This is a genomic window from Acinetobacter sp. LCT-H3 (assembly GCF_001866125.1).
GTDB lineage: Bacteria > Pseudomonadota > Gammaproteobacteria > Pseudomonadales > Moraxellaceae > Acinetobacter > Acinetobacter schindleri.
Genome location: NZ_MODX01000004.1, coordinates 38,017 through 58,050, shown reverse-complemented (window position 1 = coordinate 58,050; position 20,034 = coordinate 38,017). Strand labels below are relative to the sequence as shown.

Below are 20,034 nucleotides of genomic sequence, written 5' to 3'. Positions count from 1 at the left end.
AGATTTCTCTACTAAGGGAAAACTAAGCCACTGCCTGATTCTGACAGGCTGACATGACATGCAATACCGCAGCCGTCCGTGTTTCTACATAGAGCTTTTCAAAGACATGCTCAAGATGCTTGTTTACCGTCCGTGGGCTGAGTTGCAGGATCTCGGCAATATCCCGGTTGGTCTTCCCCATCGTGACCCAATGCATCACTTCTGCTTCACGCGGTGTCAGGTTGGGACAAGCCTGCGCGATTTCCTCTGCGCTCGGCATTTGGGTCTGCTCTTTCAACTGCACCAATACATGTTTAGAGATATGCCCTGCATACAGTTTGGTGAGCAGGTTAAGCTGTAACTGCTGATGGCCATAACCATACTGACCATGCAGTAAATGTGCTTGATCTGGCTGCTTGAGTAAGTCCTGTAGCCACTGATTCAAACTGGACTGAAAATGCTGTACATCCACCTGATGATTTTTCAGTAATTCACTGACGATTGGGGTCTGCCAGATAATTTCACCTTCCAGATTCAGCGATAGAATCGCACTGCCGGTTGCATCCAGCATTTGTCGCTGCTGATGCATTAAACGAGCCTGTAACAAATGGGTTTTTACTCGTGCCCGAACTTCATCAATATTTAAAGGCTTGGTGACATAGTCTACCCCACCGACCTGAAAGCCTTTAAGAATGTGCTCGGTTTCAGTCAGCCCGGTCATAAAGATCACTGGAATATGTTCAGTCACTGGACTGGCTTTAAGCTGAGTGCAGGTTTCAAAACCATCCATCTCCGGCATACTGCCATCAAGCAGGATCATGTCGGGTTGAATGCGATGCGCAATTTCAATTGCATCAAATCCATTGGTCGCCACAAGTACCTGATAGCCAGCCTGATCCAGGCTCTCATGCAATAGACTTAGATTTTCAGGTATATCATCCACAATCAAAATACTTTCCAACATGTCCACCTTACCCCTACTTCAGCACATCTGCATGCTCATGAAGTCGCTGAATTGCTCTTTTAAAATCAAATTGTTTTAAATCCTGCTCAATCTGATGCCATATATCGTTATATTGTTCAAAGTGCTGGCCACATTCATGCAGGACATCTTTTGCCCCCCGGATAAAACCAATACTTAAATACTGTTCCAACTGAATGACCACCTCTGCCACATTCAACAATGAAATGGATGGGTTCAATTCATTTTCGCTTTCAACCACCAGCGTGGAGATCTGTGCTTTCTGATCAGAAGGCTGTTCTTGTTCTGTCTGCTGCTCATGCTGATGAAGCCAGCTTAAGCCCAGCTTATCGCCAATCTTGTTTAATAATAAATTGAGATCGACCGGCTTTACTAAAAAGTCTTCATTCAATACATCCGTTTCCGGATTAATCATCCGCTCATTAGCATCTGCGGAAATAATAATAATCGGTACATTGGTGATTTTATTCTGGCGCAGCAATTTCGCCGTTTCCCAGCCGCCCAGTAAAGGCATACTTAAATCCATCAAAATCAGATCAGGATTAAATTCTGGAACCTGACGCAAACAGGCTAAACCTGATTCTGCCTCTTCTAAAATAAAACCTAAGGGTTTAAGAAAATTCAGAACCAGACCACGATCGGTCGCTTCATTATCAACCACCAGTATTTTACGGCGTTCTCCGGTATAACCGGTTACAGTATTAGAGGCAACGTCAGCGATCGGATGGATCAGGGATTTAGAAGGCAAATACAGTTTTATTTTAAACACTGAACCCTGTTTTAACTGGCTACTCAGGGTCAGCTCGCCACCAAGAATATCGACCAGAAGCTTCACGATTGGCAGCCCTAAACCCGTGCCGGCAAAGCTGCCCTGTACCACATTACGACCACGTTCAAAAGGCTGGAAGATCCGCTCAACATCCGACTCAGCAATCCCACAACCCGTATCATGAATTTCAAAATAAGCGGTCTGAAAACGGTAATCGACCTTAAATTTGACTCCCCCCTCCAAGGTAAATTTCAAAGCATTACCCAACAGATTAATCAGTATCTGTTCCAGACGTTTTTTATCAATACGGACATACTGTGGAATCTTGCTACTGATCTCCACATCAAACTTCAGCTGCTTTTGGGCAAACTGTGGCTCGAATATATGCACGATCTGTTTAAGAAATTTTGGCAGGTCGATATTGGAATTTTCCAAAGAAATCTTACCAGTTTCAATCCGTGCCAAATCCAGCAGACCATCAATTAGAGAAGTGAGATGCTGACCGCTCCGGCTAATCACGCCCAGGGCAGATTCGCCCTGTTCAGACAGTTTTTCCTGTTTCTGCAGTAGCTGGCTATAACCGAGAATACTGTTCAACGGTGTTCGTAATTCATGACTGATACCAATCACATAACGGCTTTTGGCTTCATTGGCCTTTTCAGCCTGAATGCGGGCATCCTGCAACTGGCGATCGGTAACTTTATGCGCTTCAATCTCATCCATCAGCAGTTGAGTCTGGGTATTACTTTCCAGCTGTGCCTGACGTCGACTTTCATCATTCAGCACTAACCACCAGGCGGCTACACACAGTAGCAGGAACAGTACGGCATAGATTTTGACGAACAGCATTGTCAGCGCATCCTGCTGCTGTGACAAAGCACCCAGGCTGGCAGACTCCTGTAAATAAATCAGGCTCAGACTAACTGCCAGCACCACGCCTAAGACGAAAATCAGCAGGATATACAGACTCAATCGGGTATTAATATGTTGTACCCAGTATTTCGGCAGGAACCAGGCTGCAAAAACTCTGAGCTGTGAAGACCAGCGTGCATGCGGCTTACACAGGTCATGACAACGTGCTTCAAGCGTGCAGCACAGAGAACAGATCTGACTGCTATAGGCTGGACAACTGGCCATGTCTGCAGTTTCATAATCATGCTCACAGACTACACAGGTTTGGGTTTCGACCAACTTCAGCTCAGGCTTTTCTTGACGTGCCAAGTAGTATTTACCTTTGGTAAACCAGGCAATTAGCGGTACACATAACATCGCCGTACCCAATGCAATAAAACCGGCCAAGGATCGGGCAATCTCGCCAAAAACGCCCCAGTAACACAGCATGGATAAGACCGATGCAATGATCAGGCTACCGACTCCAACCGGATTAATGTCATATAAATAGGCTCGTCGAAATTCAATTCCTTTTGGACTCAGTCCCAGTGGTTTACAGATCACCAGATCCGCAACAATGGCACCGATCCAAGCAAGGGCCACATTACTATATAAGCCAAGCACACGCTCCACCGCATGGATTACCCCAAGTTCCATCAACAGCAAAGCGATAAAGATATTGAATACCAGCCAGACTACGCGCCCTGGATGGCTATGCGTCAGACGCGCAAAAAAGTTCGACCAGGCCAATGACCCTGCATAGGCATTGGTAACATTAATCTTGATCTGGGCGACGCAGACAAATAGAACAGTCAGAAATAAAGCGATGCTGGGATGATTGACCACCTGTTGATAGGCAATCCAGTACAGATAATTGGGGTTACTCAGTTCGGAATCGGCAACCAGATACTGCATTGCCAGCGCCATAAGTAGCATACCCATGAATATCTTGATAAATCCGCCTAGAATCCAAGCTGGTCCACCTAAAAAGACTGCCCAATTCCATTTACGCTGAATATGTTTTTTATCGGGTAAAAACCGCAGATAATCCGCCTGTTCTCCGATCTGGGTGATCAAGGCAAAGAGCACCGTGCAGGATGCACCAAAAAAAGACAGATTAAAGGCAGCGCTCTGGCTTTTTGCGCCCTCAATGAATGCAAGATTGCTGATCAAATCAGGTTGCTTCACCAAGACAAAGCACCATGGTAATAAAAGCAGAAATAACCAAAGTGGTTGAGTGATGGCCTGCACCTTATTGATGAAGCCAATGCCTTTGACCACCAATGGCAAAATCACCAGTGCTGAAATTAGATAGCCAATACTCAGGGGTATCCCTAAGCCTAGCTCCAATGCCAGCGCCATGATAGCGGCTTCAAAGGCGAGAAAGATAAAGGTGAAACTGGCATAAATGACCGAGGTAATGGAGGAGCCAATATAGCCAAATCCGGCACCACGGGTCAGTAAATCAATATCGACATTATAACGGGCAGCATAATAACCAATCGGCCAGCTGGTCAGGAAAATGATAATCGCCACAACCACCAGTGCCCAGAAAGCATTACTGAAACCGTACTGCCAGAGCATGGTTGCTCCAAGTGCCTCCATTGCCAGGAAACTGACGGCCGCAAGTGCCGTATTGGTCACTGTCCATAGTGACCATTTACGGACGGATTTAGGGGCATAGCGCAGGGCGTAATCCTCAATACTTTCATCGACCACCCAGGTATTGTATTTACGCCGGGTATGAATGACGCGCTGCGGTGCCTGACTGGTATTCGCTGTTGGGTCCATACAGATCAAATAAAGCTAAATATCTGCTCTTAAAAGCAATAACTATGCCCAGCCTATCAGTATCTAAAAATAATCCGACTGAAGGTTATATACGTAAAGTGACGTATATGCTCATTTTTTAACTCCCCTTAGGCTTAGTTCCATACCAAGCGCAAACCAATGATTAAGCGCATCAGCACATCTAATTCTATAGGGGAACCCGACATGAGCTTGAAATCAAAAATAAAGACATCTGGATTACTGGCAGGTTTACTTGCTGTTCCATTCCTGCTGGCACCAGCACTAACCAATGCCAGTGCTCCTGCAACAGCAAAGGTCAATACCACCAAACTTAAAGTCGATGACAAGTTTGTGTATGTGGGTCAGCTACATTCAGCAACCGGCACCATGGCGATTTCTGAAACTGGTTCAATCCAGGCAGAACGTCTGGCAATTGAACAGATTAATAAACAGGGCGGTGTTCTCGGCCGACAGATCAAAATTATTCAGGAAGATGGTGCATCTGACTGGCCAACTTTTGCCGAAAAAGCACGTAAATTGTCTGAAAAAGACCGTGTTGCTGCAATTTTCGGTTGCTGGACTTCAGCCTCTCGTAAAGCCGTATTGCCGATTATTGAACGCAACAACTCTCTACTTTACTACCCAACCTTCTATGAAGGCTTAGAACAATCTAAAAACGTGATCTACACCGGTCAGGAAGCAACTCAACAGGTACTTGAAGCACTGAACTGGCTAGCAAAAGAGAAAAAAGCCAAAACCTTCTATCTGATTGGTTCTGACTACATCTGGCCGCGTACCACCATGAAAATTGCCCGTACCCACATCGAGAAAGTACTGAAAGGTAAAGTGGTTGGCGAAGAATACTATCCATTGGGCCATACACAATTCGGTTCCCTCATCAACAAAACCAAACTGCGTAAACCAGATGCCATCTTTGCAGCAGTCGTGGGCGGTTCAAACGTATCCTTCTACAAACAAATGAAAGCTGCGGGCGTAACAGGCGACAAACAGACACTGCTTACCCTTTCAGTGACTGAAGATGAATTGCTGGGGATTGGCGGCGAAAACATGAAGGGCTTCTACTCTTCAATGAAATATTTCCAAAGCCTGAATAACCCCAATAATGCTGCATTCGTAAAAGCCTTTAAAGCGAAATATGGCCCTAAAGCGGTGGTAGGTGACGTAACACAAGCAGCCTACCTTGGTCCATGGTTATGGAAAGCCGCAGTTGAAAAAGCCGGTAGCTTCGATGTCGCGAAAGTGACTGCAGCATCTAAAGGCCTAGAAATGAAAAACGCGCCTGAAGGCTACGTAAAAATTGACCCGAACCACCATTTATGGAGCAAATCACGTATTGGTCAAGTGCAACCAAATGGTCAGTTCAAGGTTGTTTACGAGTCTAAAGGTCTAATCAAACCAAACCCATTCCCTAAAGGTTACTGAGTTAACAGCCACATGATCAGGGGAAGCCATTCTCCTGATCTTTTTATTCCACACAATTTTTTAAAGCTTGGAGGATGATGCGATGGATCTATCATTTGCAGAATTCGGTGCAATATTTGCCATGCAAGGCTTTAATGGTCTCTCTGTGTTCTGTGTGCTGTTATTGATGGCGCTCGGCCTTGCAATTATCTTTGGGCAAATGGGCGTAATTAACATGGCACATGGTGAGTTTCTGACCATTGGTGCATATACGACATTTTTCATTTCCACACTGACTGAAAGTTTTTTCCCTCAACTCCTACCTTATTATTTCCTGATTGCAATCATTGCAGCCTTCCTCACAGCAGGCATTATCGGTTACATGGTGGAACGGCTCATGATTAGCCGGCTCTATCAACGGCCACTCGATACACTTCTTGCAACATGGGGCTTAAGCCTCATCATGCAGCAGCTGTTCCGTTCTATTTTCGGCCCCAAGGAAGTCAGCCCGACTTTACCTGACTGGTTAATGGGTTCTTATCAACCGACGGAAGCCATCGATATTCCTATCAATGGTCTGTTCCTGGTGGGCGTTACCCTCTGTGTTACTGCATTTGTCTACTTTCTGATTTACCGTTCACGCTGGGGTTTACAGCTTCGTGCAACCAACCAGAACCGCTTTATGAGTGGTGCTGTCGGGATCAATACCAAACGTGTTGATAGCTTAACCTTTGCCTTGGGTTGTGGGCTTGCAGGTATTGCGGGTGCAGCCTTCACAACCATCGGTTCTACTGGTCCTACAGCCGGTTCGCTGTATATCGTCGATACATTCTTAGTCGTGGTCTTCGGCGGCGCTGCAAGCTTGCTTGGCACTGTTGCCTCTGCATTCAGTATCGCGCAAGCACAATCTATTCTGGAATTCTTCCTTTCTGGTTCTGTCGCTAAAGTCCTCACACTGGCTACAGTCATTATTATCCTGATGCTGCGTCCTCAGGGTCTCTTCTCAATCAAAGTACGTAAATAGGGATTCAGGAGAGATATTATGAAAAATCTAATGAATGCCTTTTTAGGCGGTAAAGAAGGTGCGATTGGTCTGGTGATTCTTGCGGTACTGATCCTGCTGGTCATGCCAATGTTCCTGGATATTTTCCGTCTGAATCTGATGGGTAAATATCTGACTTTTGCTTTTGTCGCAATCGGCCTGGTTCTGTGCTGGGGACACGGTGGTATCTTAAGTTTAGGTCAAGGGATTTTCTTTGGCATTGGCGGCTACTGCATGGCCATGTTCCTGAAACTTGAAGCTTCAGACATGCAATCTACAGCAGCGCAAACTACGCCAGGAATTCCAGACTTTATGGACTGGAACCAGATCACCAGCTTGCCAGGCTTCTGGGAACCTTTCCATAGCTTCGGGTTTACTTTGTTTGCCATCATCATCATTCCAATCTTGCTTGCCTTCATCATCGGTTTCGCGATGTTTACCCGTCGTGTCGGTGATGTGTACTTCTCGATCATCATGCAAGCCATTGTAGCGATCCTGACCATTCTGATTATTGGTCAACAAGGTTTCACTGGCGGCATTAACGGGATTACAGACCTGAAAACCCTGCATGGCTGGGATATCCGTACCGATGAAGCCAAATATGTCCTGTACTACATTAATGCCCTGCTGCTCATTGCAGTGATCATGATCAGCCGTTTTGTCCTCAGTTCTAAACTCGGTCGTCTGCTTTCTGCGATGCGTGACAAAGAAGAACGTGTACGTTTCTCTGGCTATGACGTGGCCATGTACAAAGTCTTCATTTTCTGTTTCGCAGCTGTGGTGTCATCTATTGGTGGTGCGATGTTTACCCTGCAAGTCGGCTTCATGTCACCAACGATTATCGGCATCGTACCTTCGATTGAAATGGTCATTCTGGCTGCAGTCGGTGGTCGTCTGTCACTGATTGGGGCAGTGTATGGTGCCGTTCTGGTGAACCTGGGTAAAACTTACTTCTCTGAAGCCTTTCCTGAAGTATGGTTGTATTTCCTCGGTGCATTGTTCATCGGTGTGGTCATGTTCTTACCGAATGGCTTAGCGGGTCTGTATGAAAAATATGTTCGTCCATTGTTCTTGAAAAAGAAACCGATCGACAGCACTTCGCCACCGCCAAGTAGTAATCCGGATAAAACGATCGATCCAATTGTGGAAGGAGGTGTGAAATGAACAAAGTCGGCGTAGAAATGAGTAAACCGGTACTGGTCATTGAAGATCTCACCGTGTCCTTCGACGGTTTCAAGGCAGTCAGTGATCTCAACTTCTATCTGGATAAAAACGAAGTCCATGTGGTGATCGGTCCCAATGGAGCCGGCAAAACCACAGTGCTGGATCTGATCTGCGGCAAGACCAAAGCAACGTCAGGCACGATCAAGTTTAATGATATTGAACTGACTAAACTGAAAGAGTTCGACATTGTCCGTAAAGGGGTTGGGCGTAAATTCCAGAACCCGAATATTTATGAAAATCTGTCGGTCTATGACAACCTGGAAATGTCCTTCCCGCGTGGCCGTAATGTCTTTGGTGCGCTGTTCTTCAGACGCACCAAAGATGTCGATGAGCGTATTCGTGAAGTTGCTGGCAAAATTTTCCTGACTGACCTGCTGGATACCTCCGCCGGTCTGCTCTCTCATGGCCAGAAGCAGTGGCTGGAAATTGGCATGTTACTCATGCAAGACCCACAGCTGCTCATGCTGGATGAACCTGTCGCAGGGATGAGTGTCTCGGAACGTGAGCAGACGGCGCAACTGTTACGGGAAATCAGCAAAGGACGTTCTGTGCTGGTGATTGAACATGACATGGAATTCGTCAAAACCATTGCGGACAAAGTCACAGTACTGCACCAGGGCAAAATTCTGGCAGCCGGAAAAATGGACGATGTACAAAATGATCCAAAAGTGATTGAAGTTTATCTGGGACACTAAGGAGGCCACTATGAGCGGATTATTAGAAATTAATGCTTTGTGTTCAGGATATAAACAAAGTCAGGTGATTCACGACTTGGAACTGAAGATCCAGCCGAAGGAAATTGTGGCAATCATGGGCCGTAACGGCATGGGTAAAACCACCCTGTTCAAAACCCTGATTGGTGATATTAAAAATACCAAAGGTGAAATCAAGCTGGATGGCAAGAATCTGGAAAAACTGGATCCTTACCAGCGCGTAGAAAATGGTGTGGCTTATGTGCCGCAGGGCCGGATGATTTTCTCTACCATGTCCGTACTGGAAAATATCCAGACCGGTTTACCGGCTTCTGCGCACGGCAAAGTCCCGGATGACCTGTATGAGCTGTTTCCTGTACTTTGGGATATGCGCAAACGTAAAGGTGGAAACTTATCGGGTGGGCAACAACAGCAATTAGCAATTGCTCGTGCCTTAGCGACTAATCCTAAAGTACTGCTGCTAGATGAACCAACGGAAGGGATTCAGCCCTCTATTATCAAGGACATTGCCAGAACTCTGAAAGAAATTCGTGACCAGCGTGATCTGACCATTGTGGTCTCTGAACAGGTGCTGAGTTTCACCATGGCGATGGCAGATCGCTTCCTGGTGATTGATAAGGGCCGCTTTGCTTATGAAAATGTCCGTGAAAATGTCGATGAGACCACCATCAGTAAGTATCTTTCTGTTTAATATTGCTGGTTTAATCTGGCTGTAATTTTTCTCTACATCCCTCGATTCGTCGGGGGATTTTTTATTTCTATTTCACTTAATTAATCGGCAGCTAATTTTAATATTTTATTTGATTATTCACATTTAAAAATTCCTTTCAGTCTACGCCTCCATATACGCAATTCAACGTATTTTGCTGTAACGCATTTCACGCGACACTCGAATCATAAAGTTGAATCGATAAAAGAGTTGGAGAAATTTGAATGCGTCACGGTGATATCTCAAGCAGCCCAGATACAGTAGGTGTGGCAGTTGTAAACTACAAAATTCCTCGTTTGCACACTAAAGCGGAAGTGCTTAAGAACGCAAAAAAAATTGCTGAAATGTTGAAAGGAATCAAACAGGGTATTCCGGGTATGGACCTGATTGTTTTTCCCGAATACAGCACCATGGGCATTATGTACGACCATGACGAGATGATGGCAACCGCTGCCACCATTCCAGGCGATGAAACCGCGATTTTCTCGCAAGCCTGTATTGAAGCCAACGTCTGGGGCGTGTTCTCGATTACCGGTGAACAACATGAGGAACATCCAAACAAGGTGCCTTATAACACTTTGATCCTGATTAATAACAAGGGCGAAATCGTTCAGAAATACCGCAAGATTATCCCATGGTGCCCGATTGAAGGCTGGTGCCCAGGTGACACTACTTATGTGACTGAAGGACCGAAGGGTATCAAGATATCACTGATCATCTGTGATGACGGTAACTATCCAGAAATCTGGCGTGACTGTGCCATGAAAGGCGCTGAACTGGTGGTGCGTTGCCAAGGCTATATGTACCCGGCTGCAGATCAGCAGATCAACATGGCGAAATGCATGGCATGGGCAAATAACGTTTATGTTGCTGTTGCCAACTGTACCGGTTTTGACGGCGTTTACACCTATTTCGGTCACTCTGCGGTAGTCGGCTTCGACGGCCGTACCTTGGGCGAATGTGGTACAGAAGAAAACGGCATCCAATACGCGCAATTGTCACTGCATGAAATTCGTGATGCACGTAAATACGACCAGTCACAAAACCATTTATTTAAATTACTGCACCGCGGCTATACCGGTGTCTATAACAATGGTGACGGCGATAAAGGCGTTGCGGACTGTCTATTCGACTTCTACAAAACCTGGGTTCTGGATGCTCAAAAAGCGCAAGAGAACGTGGAAAAAATTACCCGCTCTACCATCGGTGTTGCAGAATGCCCAATCGGCAATCTGCCACATGAAGGCTTAGAAAAAGAAGCATCTTAAGTTTGGTCTGAGAGGAGGTATTCGATATGACATTTGCCAGCGACCGCATCAGTGCCAATCAGGAAACCCTGGCCAAACAGCGTTATGAGATGCAGAGCAAAGAACGTATTGCACGTACCTCTCGCTTTAGCTTTGATCCTGAAAAAGTCATGCAGCATGTCCGTGGTCATATCATTGGGCAGCGTACTGCCCTGGATGAAATTGAAAACATGCTCTTAACCGTCAAGGCAGATTTTAATGCTCCCACCCGGCCACTGGCAGTCACATTGATGCTAGGACCGACGGGTGTGGGGAAAACTGAAACGGTTCGGCTGATTGCTGAGGCAATCCATGGCAAGCCCGATGCATTCTGCCGGATCGACATGAACACACTGGCACAGGAACATTATGCTGCGGCACTGACAGGTGCCCCTCCAGGCTATGTCGGCTCTAAAGAAGGCAATACCCTGTTTGATGAAGCTCATATTCAGGGCAGTTTTTCCAAGCCAGGTATTGTGCTGTTTGATGAAATTGAAAAAGCCAGTACCGAAGTCATTCGCGGTCTGCTCAACGTTCTGGAAACCGGAACCTTAAAGCTGACCGCAGGCACCAAAGTGCTGGATTTCAAAAACTGCATGATCTTTATGACCAGTAACGTCGGCGCCAAAGATGCTCAGGCACGCTTAAGACAGCTGGCCAAGCTTCCAAAGCCTATTCAGAAACTGGCCCGACTGGCCAAACTGGATGACAGCCAGATTACCGAACGCGCCTTGTACAAGAAATTTGATCCAGAGTTTCTGAATCGTATTGAACGCATTCTGAATTATGAAGCGGTAGAAGCTGATTTCGCGCCAACACTGGTCAGTCTGGAAATCGAGAAACTGAATCAGCGACTCTGTAAGCAGAGCCGCACGGTTGAACTCACACCCGCTGCCACCCAGTTTCTGTCTACCGGACACGATGTTCGCTTCGGTGCACGAGGCTTGAGTCGCCGCTTTCGGGTTCTGGTTGAGCCACAACTCGCCAGGTTTTTTATTCAGCATCCAGAAGCCGGTCAGATCATCATTGATTATGACGGCAAAACGATCCAGGTTCAGTCAGTTCCTGTTGAAAGCGTGATCGAAGATCCGCTGTTCATCATGGATGACACGGGCAATAACATCAAAAACTAGCTTTATTCGACCTCAACACAGGGGATAAAACATGCAACATATTAAAATTAAACCGGGGGTTCCGCTGGCAGAACAGGCGGAAATTGGACATAACCGCTGGCATCCGGATTTACCATTTCTGACTTCGGTGAAACCGGGTGAAGAAATCCTGATTGAAAGTCTGGATTTCCTCGATGCGCAGATTAAAGATACTGATGACATTTCTGATGTCAAAAATGTCGACCTCACCCGTGCCCATCCACTGACCGGACCTTTCTATGTAGAAGGTGCTGAACCAGGTGACTTGCTGGTAATTGACCTGCTCGACATTCAGCCAATTTCAGATGTCGGTTTCTCGGGCGTATTTGCCAAGGAAAATGGCGGTGGCTTCCTGGCTGACTATTTCCCTGAAGCTGACAAAGCCATCTGGGATTTAAAAGGCTTATTTGCGACTTCACGTCATATTCCGGGCGTGCGTATTGCCGGCTTAAAACATCCTGGATTAATGGGAACCTTGCCATCGCATGATTTGCTAAAGGAATGGAATCGCCGTGAAGCGTTACTGGTTCCTAAAGGTCAGGCTAACCCACCTGATCCGCGTACTGCCGTTTTGCGTGGCGTAACAGGTGCCGAATTCGACCGTATGGCAGCTGAAGCGGCACGTACTGTTCCACCACGTGAACATGGCGGGAATACGGACATTAAAGACCTGGCAGCAGGTAGCCGTATTTACTTCCCTGTTTATCAGAAAGGTGCTGGCTTCTCGATGGGCGATCTGCACTTCTCGCAAGGAGATGGTGAAATCGGTTTCTGTGGCGCGATCGAAATGGACGGTGTTACCCGTGTGGGCTTCGACCTGATCAAAGGCGGTATGGAAAAATACAATATCGATTCTCCAATCTTTGTGCCGAGTAATGTGCGTCCGGCTTATGATCAGTGGCTGACCTTTGAAGGCATCAGCGTTGAAGATGGCGTAAACCATTATCTGGATGCCACTGTGGCATATCGTCAAGCGTGTTTAAAAGCGATCAAATACCTTGAAAACTTCGGCTTTACCGGTTCACAAGCATACATGTTACTGACTGCGGCACCAGTTGAAGGCCGTATCGGTGGCATCGTGGATATTCCGAACTGTGCATGTACCGTATCTCTGCCAACTTCAATTTTTGAACAGAATATCCTGCCTCAGGGTGCGCTGAACGATGATAAGTTCTGGGGGCATAAACGCTAGTTTTACAATTTATTGTTGTTTTAGCTTCGCAACGGGTAGTCATCCAACCTAAAGCCTTCGGCTACTCGTCTTTTTAATTTAAGGCCTTCATGCTACAGGAGTACAGAAATGCCGTTATATGATTTCCGCTGTGAGCATTGCGAGGGGATTTTTGAACAACGGGTTCCAATTGCCCGTATCTCGACCGATACGATTGAATGTAATTATTGCCAACAGCAGACTTTAGCTAAACCGATGATTACTGGTCATCAGCAAATTAATATGAAAAGCAAATGGCGTCCGGGTTCAGGTGCTGAACAACTTGCAGGGCCTCTGGTAGAAGGACCCGGTACCAACAAAAATAGCGCACGCAGCTCGGTTTTACATAATTGCCGCGGCGTTAACTGTTCTTTATGCGATGTCTAATCTTGATTCATAAAAAATCCCGCTCTGGCGGGATTTTTTGATTGCTTAAAATCGGTAGTTTAAACCACCAGATCTGCCAGATTACCTTTTTGCTCTAACCAGTCTTTGCGGTCACTGGCACGTTTTTTCGCCAGCAATTTATCCAGTAAACCTGCGGTATGATGGGCATCATCCAGGTCCAGTTGCACCAGACGACGTGTGTTTGGATCAAGTGTGGTTTCACGTAACTGGCTGGCATTCATCTCACCCAAACCTTTGAATCGAGTAATTTGCGGATTCTTGGTTTTGCATTTTTTCAGGATGCTATTCAGCTCTTCTTCATCCAGAGCATAGTGCACATCTTTGTTGTCATCGATTCGGAATAAAGGCGGCATGGCGACATACAGATGCCCTTCTTCGACGAGCGTTGGGAAATGCTTCACAAACAATGCACAAAGCAAAGTCGCGATATGCAGACCATCCGAGTCGGCATCGGCTAGAATACAAATCTTGCCATAGCGCAGTTCAGACAGGTCATCCGAACCCGGATCCACCCCAATGGCAATCGCGATATTATGTACTTCCTGAGACGCCAGCACCTCATCAGAAGAGACCTCCCAGGTATTCAGAATCTTACCTCGAATTGGCATGATCGCCTGGAAATTCTTGTCACGCGCCTGCTTGGCTGAACCGCCGGCAGAATCACCTTCCACAATAAATAATTCAGATTGATCGAGATCATGGCCTACACAATCCGACAGTTTCCCCGGCAAAGTTGGACCCGCAACAATTTTCTTACGTTCAACTTTCTTGGCCGCTTTCAGACGGCGTCCTGCTTTGGAAATGGCCATTTCAGCCAGTTGCATGGCGATATCTGAATTCTGGTTCAACCATAATGCAAAGGCATCTTTGGCAATATTCTGCACCACCCCGACCGCTTCACGACTCGACAGGCGTTCTTTGGTTTGACCTGAGAATTGCGGTTCCTGGAATTTCAGTGACAGGATATAGTTCACGCCGTCCCAGACATCTTCGGCAGACAGCTTCATGTTACGCGGCAACAGATTACGTAATTCACAGAATTCACGCATCGCATCAGTCACACCCGAACGCAGGCCGTTAACATGCGTACCGCCCTGCGCAGTTGGAATCAGGTTGACGTAGGATTCCTGGATGCTTTCGCCACCTTCAACATTCCAGCAAATGGCAAATTCAGCACTGGCTCGTTCGGCATCACCCGTTGCAACAAAAGCGGGTGCTGGGATGATCTCACGGTCTTCCAGCTCATCCATCAGATAATCGACCAGACCATTTTCAAACTGCCAGGTGATCTTCTCATCATTAATCTGATCGATATAATTGATCTCTAAACCCGCGGCCAGAACAGCTTTGGCTTTAAGATTATGCTTTAACGCTTTCAGGGCAAATTTTGGTGAATCGAAGTATTTGGCTTCTGGCCAGAACTGCACCGTAGTCCCAGACGCGCGTTTGGGTGCCTTACCTGCCAGCACTTCCAGCGGACCTGTCGGTTCACCATTTTCAAAGGCCATTTTGTACAGGTTACCCTGACGCTGGACGGCCACTTCGACACGGGTCGACAGCGCATTGACCACTGAAATCCCGACACCATGCAGACCACCAGAGAACTGGTAATTATCGGTACTAAACTTGCCACCGGCATGCAGTTTAGTCAGGATGATTTCAATCCCGCTCTGACCATATTCCGGGTGAATATCCACCGGCATACCACGGCCATTGTCTTCGACTGATAACGAGCCATCTTTATAGACTGTCACGGTAATTTTGTTGGCATGCCCGGCCAGTGCCTCATCCACAGCATTGTCAATCACTTCCTGCGCCAGATGGTTCGGACGAGTGGTATCGGTATACATGCCCGGACGACGACGGACCGGGTCCAGACCAGACAGAACTTCAAGAGATTGAGCCGTATATTGAGACACGTTATTCGGTTTCCTTTTTTATGCAGTCCAATAAAAACTGTAACACCAGCGGAATTTTCTCCGCAAAATCATCCATCCCGTGATTGCCATTGGCCTCAGTCATCAGCATCGCCGGAGGATGAGCAGCACTATAATAGCGATGTGCTTCACGATAATCCAAAACTTCATCGCCTTGTTGTAACAGTACCAGTATTTTGTCTGCATCTTGTGCAGTTGGCAGTGCCAGTCCTTCCAGCTGATTAAGATGTGAATTATCCAAACGCCAGTTCGGATGCACCTGTAACGGCAGCTCATCATCGAACAGTTCGCGGAACAGCTGCCATGGTCGCATGGCCGGATTGATCAGTACAGCCGGCACACTGTGCTTGGCGACCAGATGTGTCGCATAAAATCCCCCCAGGCTACTGCCCACTAAGCTTACATGATCCAGTGACTCAATCAGCGCTGACATGTGCTGAATTGTCTCCACAGGTGACATGTTCAGATCCGGCAAATGCACCTGAATTTGTGGATTTTTTTCGCAATACTGCTGAAGCAGTTGGCCCTTGATCGAGGCAGCGCTGCTTCGAAAGCCGTGTAAGTAAATGACATTCATCAATTATTAATAAAAAGCGCCTATATTTTAATCAAAATCTATTTTATATATGAGAGATGGATCATCGTTATCTAATCTGTTTTTGGTGAATTGTCCGACAAAAAACACCGCAGTTCTTCACGTTCCTCGGTATTTTAAGAATATTCCCAGAAAAATTAGAAACATCAAAGTTCAGAAGAATTTATACCGCGAACATCTTTAAAAAGAAAGGTCTCAGATATTCGCATTGATGAAAGGAACGGATCCGATGACAAGCTTAACGCCATTGCATGAAACCTATTGCAAGTGGGATCGTACTCCTCCTACCCAGGCAGATGTACTGGAAGGACTTGCTCAGCTTGTTACCATGCGGTTTAATGATGTTGCCCAAGAACTGATCAAGACTATCCAGCGTGAAATCTTATATAGTTTCTTTGGTTTAAGTGAACGTCATTCAGAAAAAATCCAGAACCTGCCTGCCATTGTCCGGCTCTATCAACGTTCCTATGACCTGTTGTTTCACTATGGCAATACCATGGTTGCCCCTGGACTACGCCGTATTATTACCAGATTCCCACGTCTGCATGACAAGCCGCTGACGCCGAGCCTGCATTTTCTGGTTGGTGTGCTAAATGGCATCATTGGCGACTATCTGCTCAAGCATCAAAATCCGATCGCATTGCCGATGGTGGTTTATGATCACTATACTTCATTGCAGCAAGGCGAACTGACTGGCCGGATTACTATATTCGTGCATGGCTTATGTATGAATCATCTGACCTGGTCCAATCATAAGCATGAAGGGATTGGTGAAAAGCTGCTGACGCAGCGTGATAACAATACCATGTTGTACCTCAACTATAATTCCGGACGCCGTATCTCCGCCAATGGCCATAGTCTGGCCAATACCCTGCATGACTTGATCACCCGGAATCCCGGCATTACCAGTATTGATCTGATCGGACACAGTATGGGCGGATTAGTCGCTCGTAGTGCCCTGTTCTATGGCAAACAGCATGTCTATGAATGGGTCAATATGATCGACAATCTGGTCTGCCTCGGCTCACCACATCATGGTGCAGCATTAGAGCGCTTTGGTTTTAGCCTGCAGGATAAACTGGGACGCTTCCCGTTTGGAAAGATCATTGGTCATGTGGTAAATATCCGCAGTAATGGCATTCTGGATCTGCGCCACGGCAGTGTTCGGGATGATGACTGGGAACATAATGAAGTCAGGATTGGCCTGATGGATGATAACCGTAAGCCGGCACCGATTCCATCACATATCCAGACCTATCTGGTGGCCGGTACAATTGAATATGAAAACCGGCATAACCGCACCCGCAATGTGATTGGGGATTATCTGGTCAGTGTCAAAAGTGCGCTCGGTGAACATCCAAACCCGCGTTTTCAGTTGAAAGTTCCAGACTCCCATAAAGCGATTTTCTATGGATTGAACCATTTTGAAATCCGGTTTCACCCACAAGTGGCTGAACAGATCGTGCGCTGGTTCTATCCAAGTGTGGAGGACAAAGTCTTTGACCAGATCCATGAATATATGATGGATCTGGAAAGTGTTGAAGGCATTGCTCTGACCTGATTCAGTTATAAAAAAAACCCTCAAATGAGGGCTTTTATTTGCATCAGTATTTATCTCTTAGGCGTTTGACTGGCGCCGTCTGATATTTACGGAATAACTGCCATAAACTGACTAGTAACAAGATACAGAAAAATACCAGTGACCAGACTGGTAAAGACTGCCCCAGAAAAGTCCAGTCCACTTTGGCACATTCACCTGAACCGCTGAGTACCTGCTGGAACACCGACTTCATTGGCAAGGTTTCTAGCCAGTAATCCAGACCCGGACCACAACTTGGTACTTTATCCGGCGGCAGGTTTTGCAGCCAGACATGACGTCCTGCTACACCTGCGGACCACAAAATACTCAGTGATCCTAAAAAGGCATACAGGCGTTTCATGCCATTTGCTTTCGGATTATGCAAGAAAGCAATGAAAGAAATAATCCCCAGACCAATCAGGCCAATACGCTGAAAAATACACAACGGGCAAGGCTCAAGGCCCTGCACATGTTCTAGATATAATGCAAATGCCATCCCCATCACGGATGCGGCAAATAACGCACCACTCACGAAGCGGTAACCCCATTTCATGGTCGATCCTCTTGTTTTTTATCGAAATTGAGCGAGATATTCAGCAAAGCTGATGCTGCTATCTTGCTCGAGTTCCTGCTGTTGCTGCAAGGACTTTTGTACTAACTCATCAAAATATGCAGTGGTTTTTTTACTGAGCTGATGCGCTTGATAAACCGCAGCATGCTGCTGTGCCAGCACCTGGCCGAAATGCCACATGCCACCCTGCTTACGGATATCACCCACCACAAGCGCAGAAAGTGTCGCATCGACTTCATCAACACGGATTTGCATGGTTTTCATGGCCGTCGTGTAAAGATTATTGCCATATGCTGCATCCAATAATTCTGCCAGCGGCTGCATGCGCGCCAGATGAACTGCACACCAGTCTTCGATTAGATATTTTTGACCATTTTCCAGAATAGCCGCATTCGGAGCACGACCACGATTGACCACTTCAGCCTGATTCTTTTCGATGATGTCCTGCTCATCGCTCAGCAGTGCCGGGCTGTCCTGCAATAAACAGTACAGTGCAACTACTTCCAGGAAGCCTGCGGTATGTTCATCAATCCCGATCGGGCTGTATGGATTGACATCCACTGCACGCAGTTCCACATAGCCAATACCACGATTTGCCAGTGCCTGTGATGGAGTTTCACCGGCTTCTGGCACCTGCTTTGGACGTACCAGACTGTAATATTCATTTTCGATCTGTAGCACATGATCATTGATCTGGATTGGTTGTCCTGCTGCATCTTCAAGGCCCAGACGGGTAAATTGTTTATATGGTGTTTTAACTGCTTTTTGCAGACCTTCCAGATAGTCCTGCAAGTTATTGTAATGAATACCGAGCTGCTTTTGGGCTGAGTTCTGATAACCGAAACGGCCCATGCGCAATGCAGTTGAATATGGGGTATATAAGGTGCCGCGAGTAAGTGGCAACAGCTGATGGTCACGACCGGTCATAAAGCATTGGCACACTGCCGGGCTAGCACCGACCAGGAACATCACCAATGGTGTCAGTCGGATAAAATTACGGATCAGCCCCATATAACGGTGGCTACGGTAATCCTGCAGGCTTAAGTTACGCAGTGATTCATCACTTTCGTTGGCCTGTAGCGCTTCGAAGAAATGATCCGGGAAAGACAGATTATAATGTACGCCCGAAATGGTCTGCATACGGCGACCATAGCGCACACCTAGACCACGACGGTAAAGTGTCTTGAATAAACCAATATTGGAAGAACCGTACTGCGCCAGTGGAATGCTGTCATCGCTGCTGTCGAGCATGCATGGCATCGACATCGGCCACAGCTTTTCTTCATCTTCCAGTTTGCGATGTACGATGGCATGGATATCCATCAGGTAATCCAAAGCGCCACGAATACTGTCTTTTGGCGGAGTAATAAACTCCATCAAGGCTTCAGAATAGTCAGTGGTGATATGCGGATGAGTCAGGGCTGAACCTAGTGCTACAGGATGCGGCCTTTGCGACAGAAAGCCATTACCTTGCATACGCAGGCTTTCTCGCTCAATTCCGCGCAGCATCCCCTTGATGAGCGACGAATCCACCCAAGTTGGTAATACAGCTTGGCTGGTCGATTCAGGTTGACTCATTACAATCTCGCTTAATGGGCTAAACTATTAAAATAAAATCATCATTTTATAAGAGTATAACGTGATTTTAGATCCGCACATTACACCCTGCCTGCTTTTCAGGCAAACCATTGATTTTAATTCCGCAAATTTTTAACACAAACTTTCTCTATAAGACATGTAAAATTTGTGATTTTATTAACAAATAAATGCTAATG

General features: G+C 46.5%; 16 protein-coding genes. 10 read left to right on the top strand and 6 right to left on the bottom strand.

Annotated elements, in window-relative coordinates:
• Window positions 1–22 precede the first annotated feature (22 nt).
• The gene (locus BK820_RS03700; RefSeq protein WP_071320139.1) at window positions 23–943 is read right to left on the bottom strand and encodes a response regulator; all 921 of its coding nucleotides are present in this window, start codon (window positions 941–943) and stop codon (window positions 23–25) included.
• Window positions 944–956: 13 nt separating this feature from the next.
• On the bottom strand, window positions 957–4,412 hold the full coding sequence (locus tag BK820_RS03695; protein WP_071320138.1) for a hybrid sensor histidine kinase/response regulator: 3,456 nt from the start codon (window positions 4,410–4,412) through the stop codon (window positions 957–959).
• 204 nt (window positions 4,413–4,616) lie between these two features.
• Between BK820_RS03695 and urtA the strand changes: the two genes are divergently transcribed.
• The 9 genes from urtA (at window position 4,617) to BK820_RS03650 (ending at window position 13,556) form a co-directional block, all read left to right on the top strand.
• Window positions 4,617–5,855, top strand: a complete 1,239-nt coding sequence (urtA, locus tag BK820_RS03690; RefSeq protein ID WP_071320137.1) for an urea ABC transporter substrate-binding protein — start codon at window positions 4,617–4,619, stop codon at window positions 5,853–5,855.
• 82 nt (window positions 5,856–5,937) lie between these two features.
• Complete coding sequence (gene urtB / locus BK820_RS03685) at window positions 5,938–6,858, top strand: urea ABC transporter permease subunit UrtB (protein ID WP_000365952.1); 921 nt, start codon at window positions 5,938–5,940, stop codon at window positions 6,856–6,858.
• A gap of 18 nt (window positions 6,859–6,876) precedes the next feature.
• Window positions 6,877–8,040 carry an urea ABC transporter permease subunit UrtC gene (urtC, locus tag BK820_RS03680; RefSeq protein WP_004890852.1) on the top strand — a complete coding sequence of 388 codons (1,164 nt, stop codon included), beginning with the start codon at window positions 6,877–6,879 and terminating at the stop codon, window positions 8,038–8,040.
• Window positions 8,037–8,795: an urea ABC transporter ATP-binding protein UrtD gene (gene urtD, locus BK820_RS03675; RefSeq protein WP_071320136.1), complete on the top strand. Its 759-nt coding sequence runs from the start codon at window positions 8,037–8,039 to the stop codon at window positions 8,793–8,795. The genes urtC and urtD overlap by 4 nt, the downstream gene beginning before the upstream one ends.
• Before the next feature lie 10 nt (window positions 8,796–8,805).
• Window positions 8,806–9,504, top strand: a complete 699-nt coding sequence (gene urtE / locus BK820_RS03670; RefSeq protein WP_004756673.1) for an urea ABC transporter ATP-binding subunit UrtE — start codon at window positions 8,806–8,808, stop codon at window positions 9,502–9,504.
• Between the two features lie 242 nt (window positions 9,505–9,746).
• Window positions 9,747–10,790: an aliphatic amidase gene (locus BK820_RS03665; RefSeq protein WP_071320135.1), complete on the top strand. Its 1,044-nt coding sequence runs from the start codon at window positions 9,747–9,749 to the stop codon at window positions 10,788–10,790.
• Window positions 10,791–10,816: 26 nt separating this feature from the next.
• The gene (locus BK820_RS03660) at window positions 10,817–11,941 is read left to right on the top strand and encodes an AAA family ATPase (RefSeq protein WP_071320134.1); all 1,125 of its coding nucleotides are present in this window, start codon (window positions 10,817–10,819) and stop codon (window positions 11,939–11,941) included.
• Window positions 11,942–11,972: 31 nt separating this feature from the next.
• The gene (gene fmdA, locus BK820_RS03655; protein WP_001163819.1) at window positions 11,973–13,151 is read left to right on the top strand and encodes a formamidase; all 1,179 of its coding nucleotides are present in this window, start codon (window positions 11,973–11,975) and stop codon (window positions 13,149–13,151) included.
• A gap of 108 nt (window positions 13,152–13,259) precedes the next feature.
• On the top strand, window positions 13,260–13,556 hold the full coding sequence (locus BK820_RS03650; RefSeq protein ID WP_004813845.1) for an FmdB family zinc ribbon protein: 297 nt from the start codon (window positions 13,260–13,262) through the stop codon (window positions 13,554–13,556).
• Window positions 13,557–13,615: 59 nt separating this feature from the next.
• Here BK820_RS03650 and parE read toward each other — a convergent pair whose 3' ends face one another.
• Both parE and BK820_RS03640 read right to left on the bottom strand, forming a co-directional pair.
• Complete coding sequence (gene parE / locus BK820_RS03645) at window positions 13,616–15,496, bottom strand: DNA topoisomerase IV subunit B (protein WP_071320133.1); 1,881 nt, start codon at window positions 15,494–15,496, stop codon at window positions 13,616–13,618.
• 1 nt (window position 15,497) lies between these two features.
• On the bottom strand, window positions 15,498–16,091 hold the full coding sequence (locus tag BK820_RS03640) for a YqiA/YcfP family alpha/beta fold hydrolase (protein WP_071320132.1): 594 nt from the start codon (window positions 16,089–16,091) through the stop codon (window positions 15,498–15,500).
• Window positions 16,092–16,338: 247 nt separating this feature from the next.
• Here BK820_RS03640 and BK820_RS03635 point away from each other — a divergent pair, with 247 nt between their 5' ends.
• On the top strand, window positions 16,339–17,670 hold the full coding sequence (locus tag BK820_RS03635) for a PGAP1-like alpha/beta domain-containing protein (protein WP_071320131.1): 1,332 nt from the start codon (window positions 16,339–16,341) through the stop codon (window positions 17,668–17,670).
• A 43-nt stretch (window positions 17,671–17,713) separates the two neighbouring features.
• Here the strand turns inward: BK820_RS03635 and BK820_RS03630 are convergent, their stop codons facing one another.
• On the bottom strand, window positions 17,714–18,241 hold the full coding sequence (locus BK820_RS03630) for a disulfide bond formation protein B (RefSeq protein WP_071320130.1): 528 nt from the start codon (window positions 18,239–18,241) through the stop codon (window positions 17,714–17,716).
• Window positions 18,242–18,259: 18 nt separating this feature from the next.
• Window positions 18,260–19,837 carry a glutamate--cysteine ligase gene (gene gshA, locus BK820_RS03625; RefSeq protein ID WP_004890871.1) on the bottom strand — a complete coding sequence of 526 codons (1,578 nt, stop codon included), beginning with the start codon at window positions 19,835–19,837 and terminating at the stop codon, window positions 18,260–18,262.
• Window positions 19,838–20,034 lie beyond the last annotated feature (197 nt).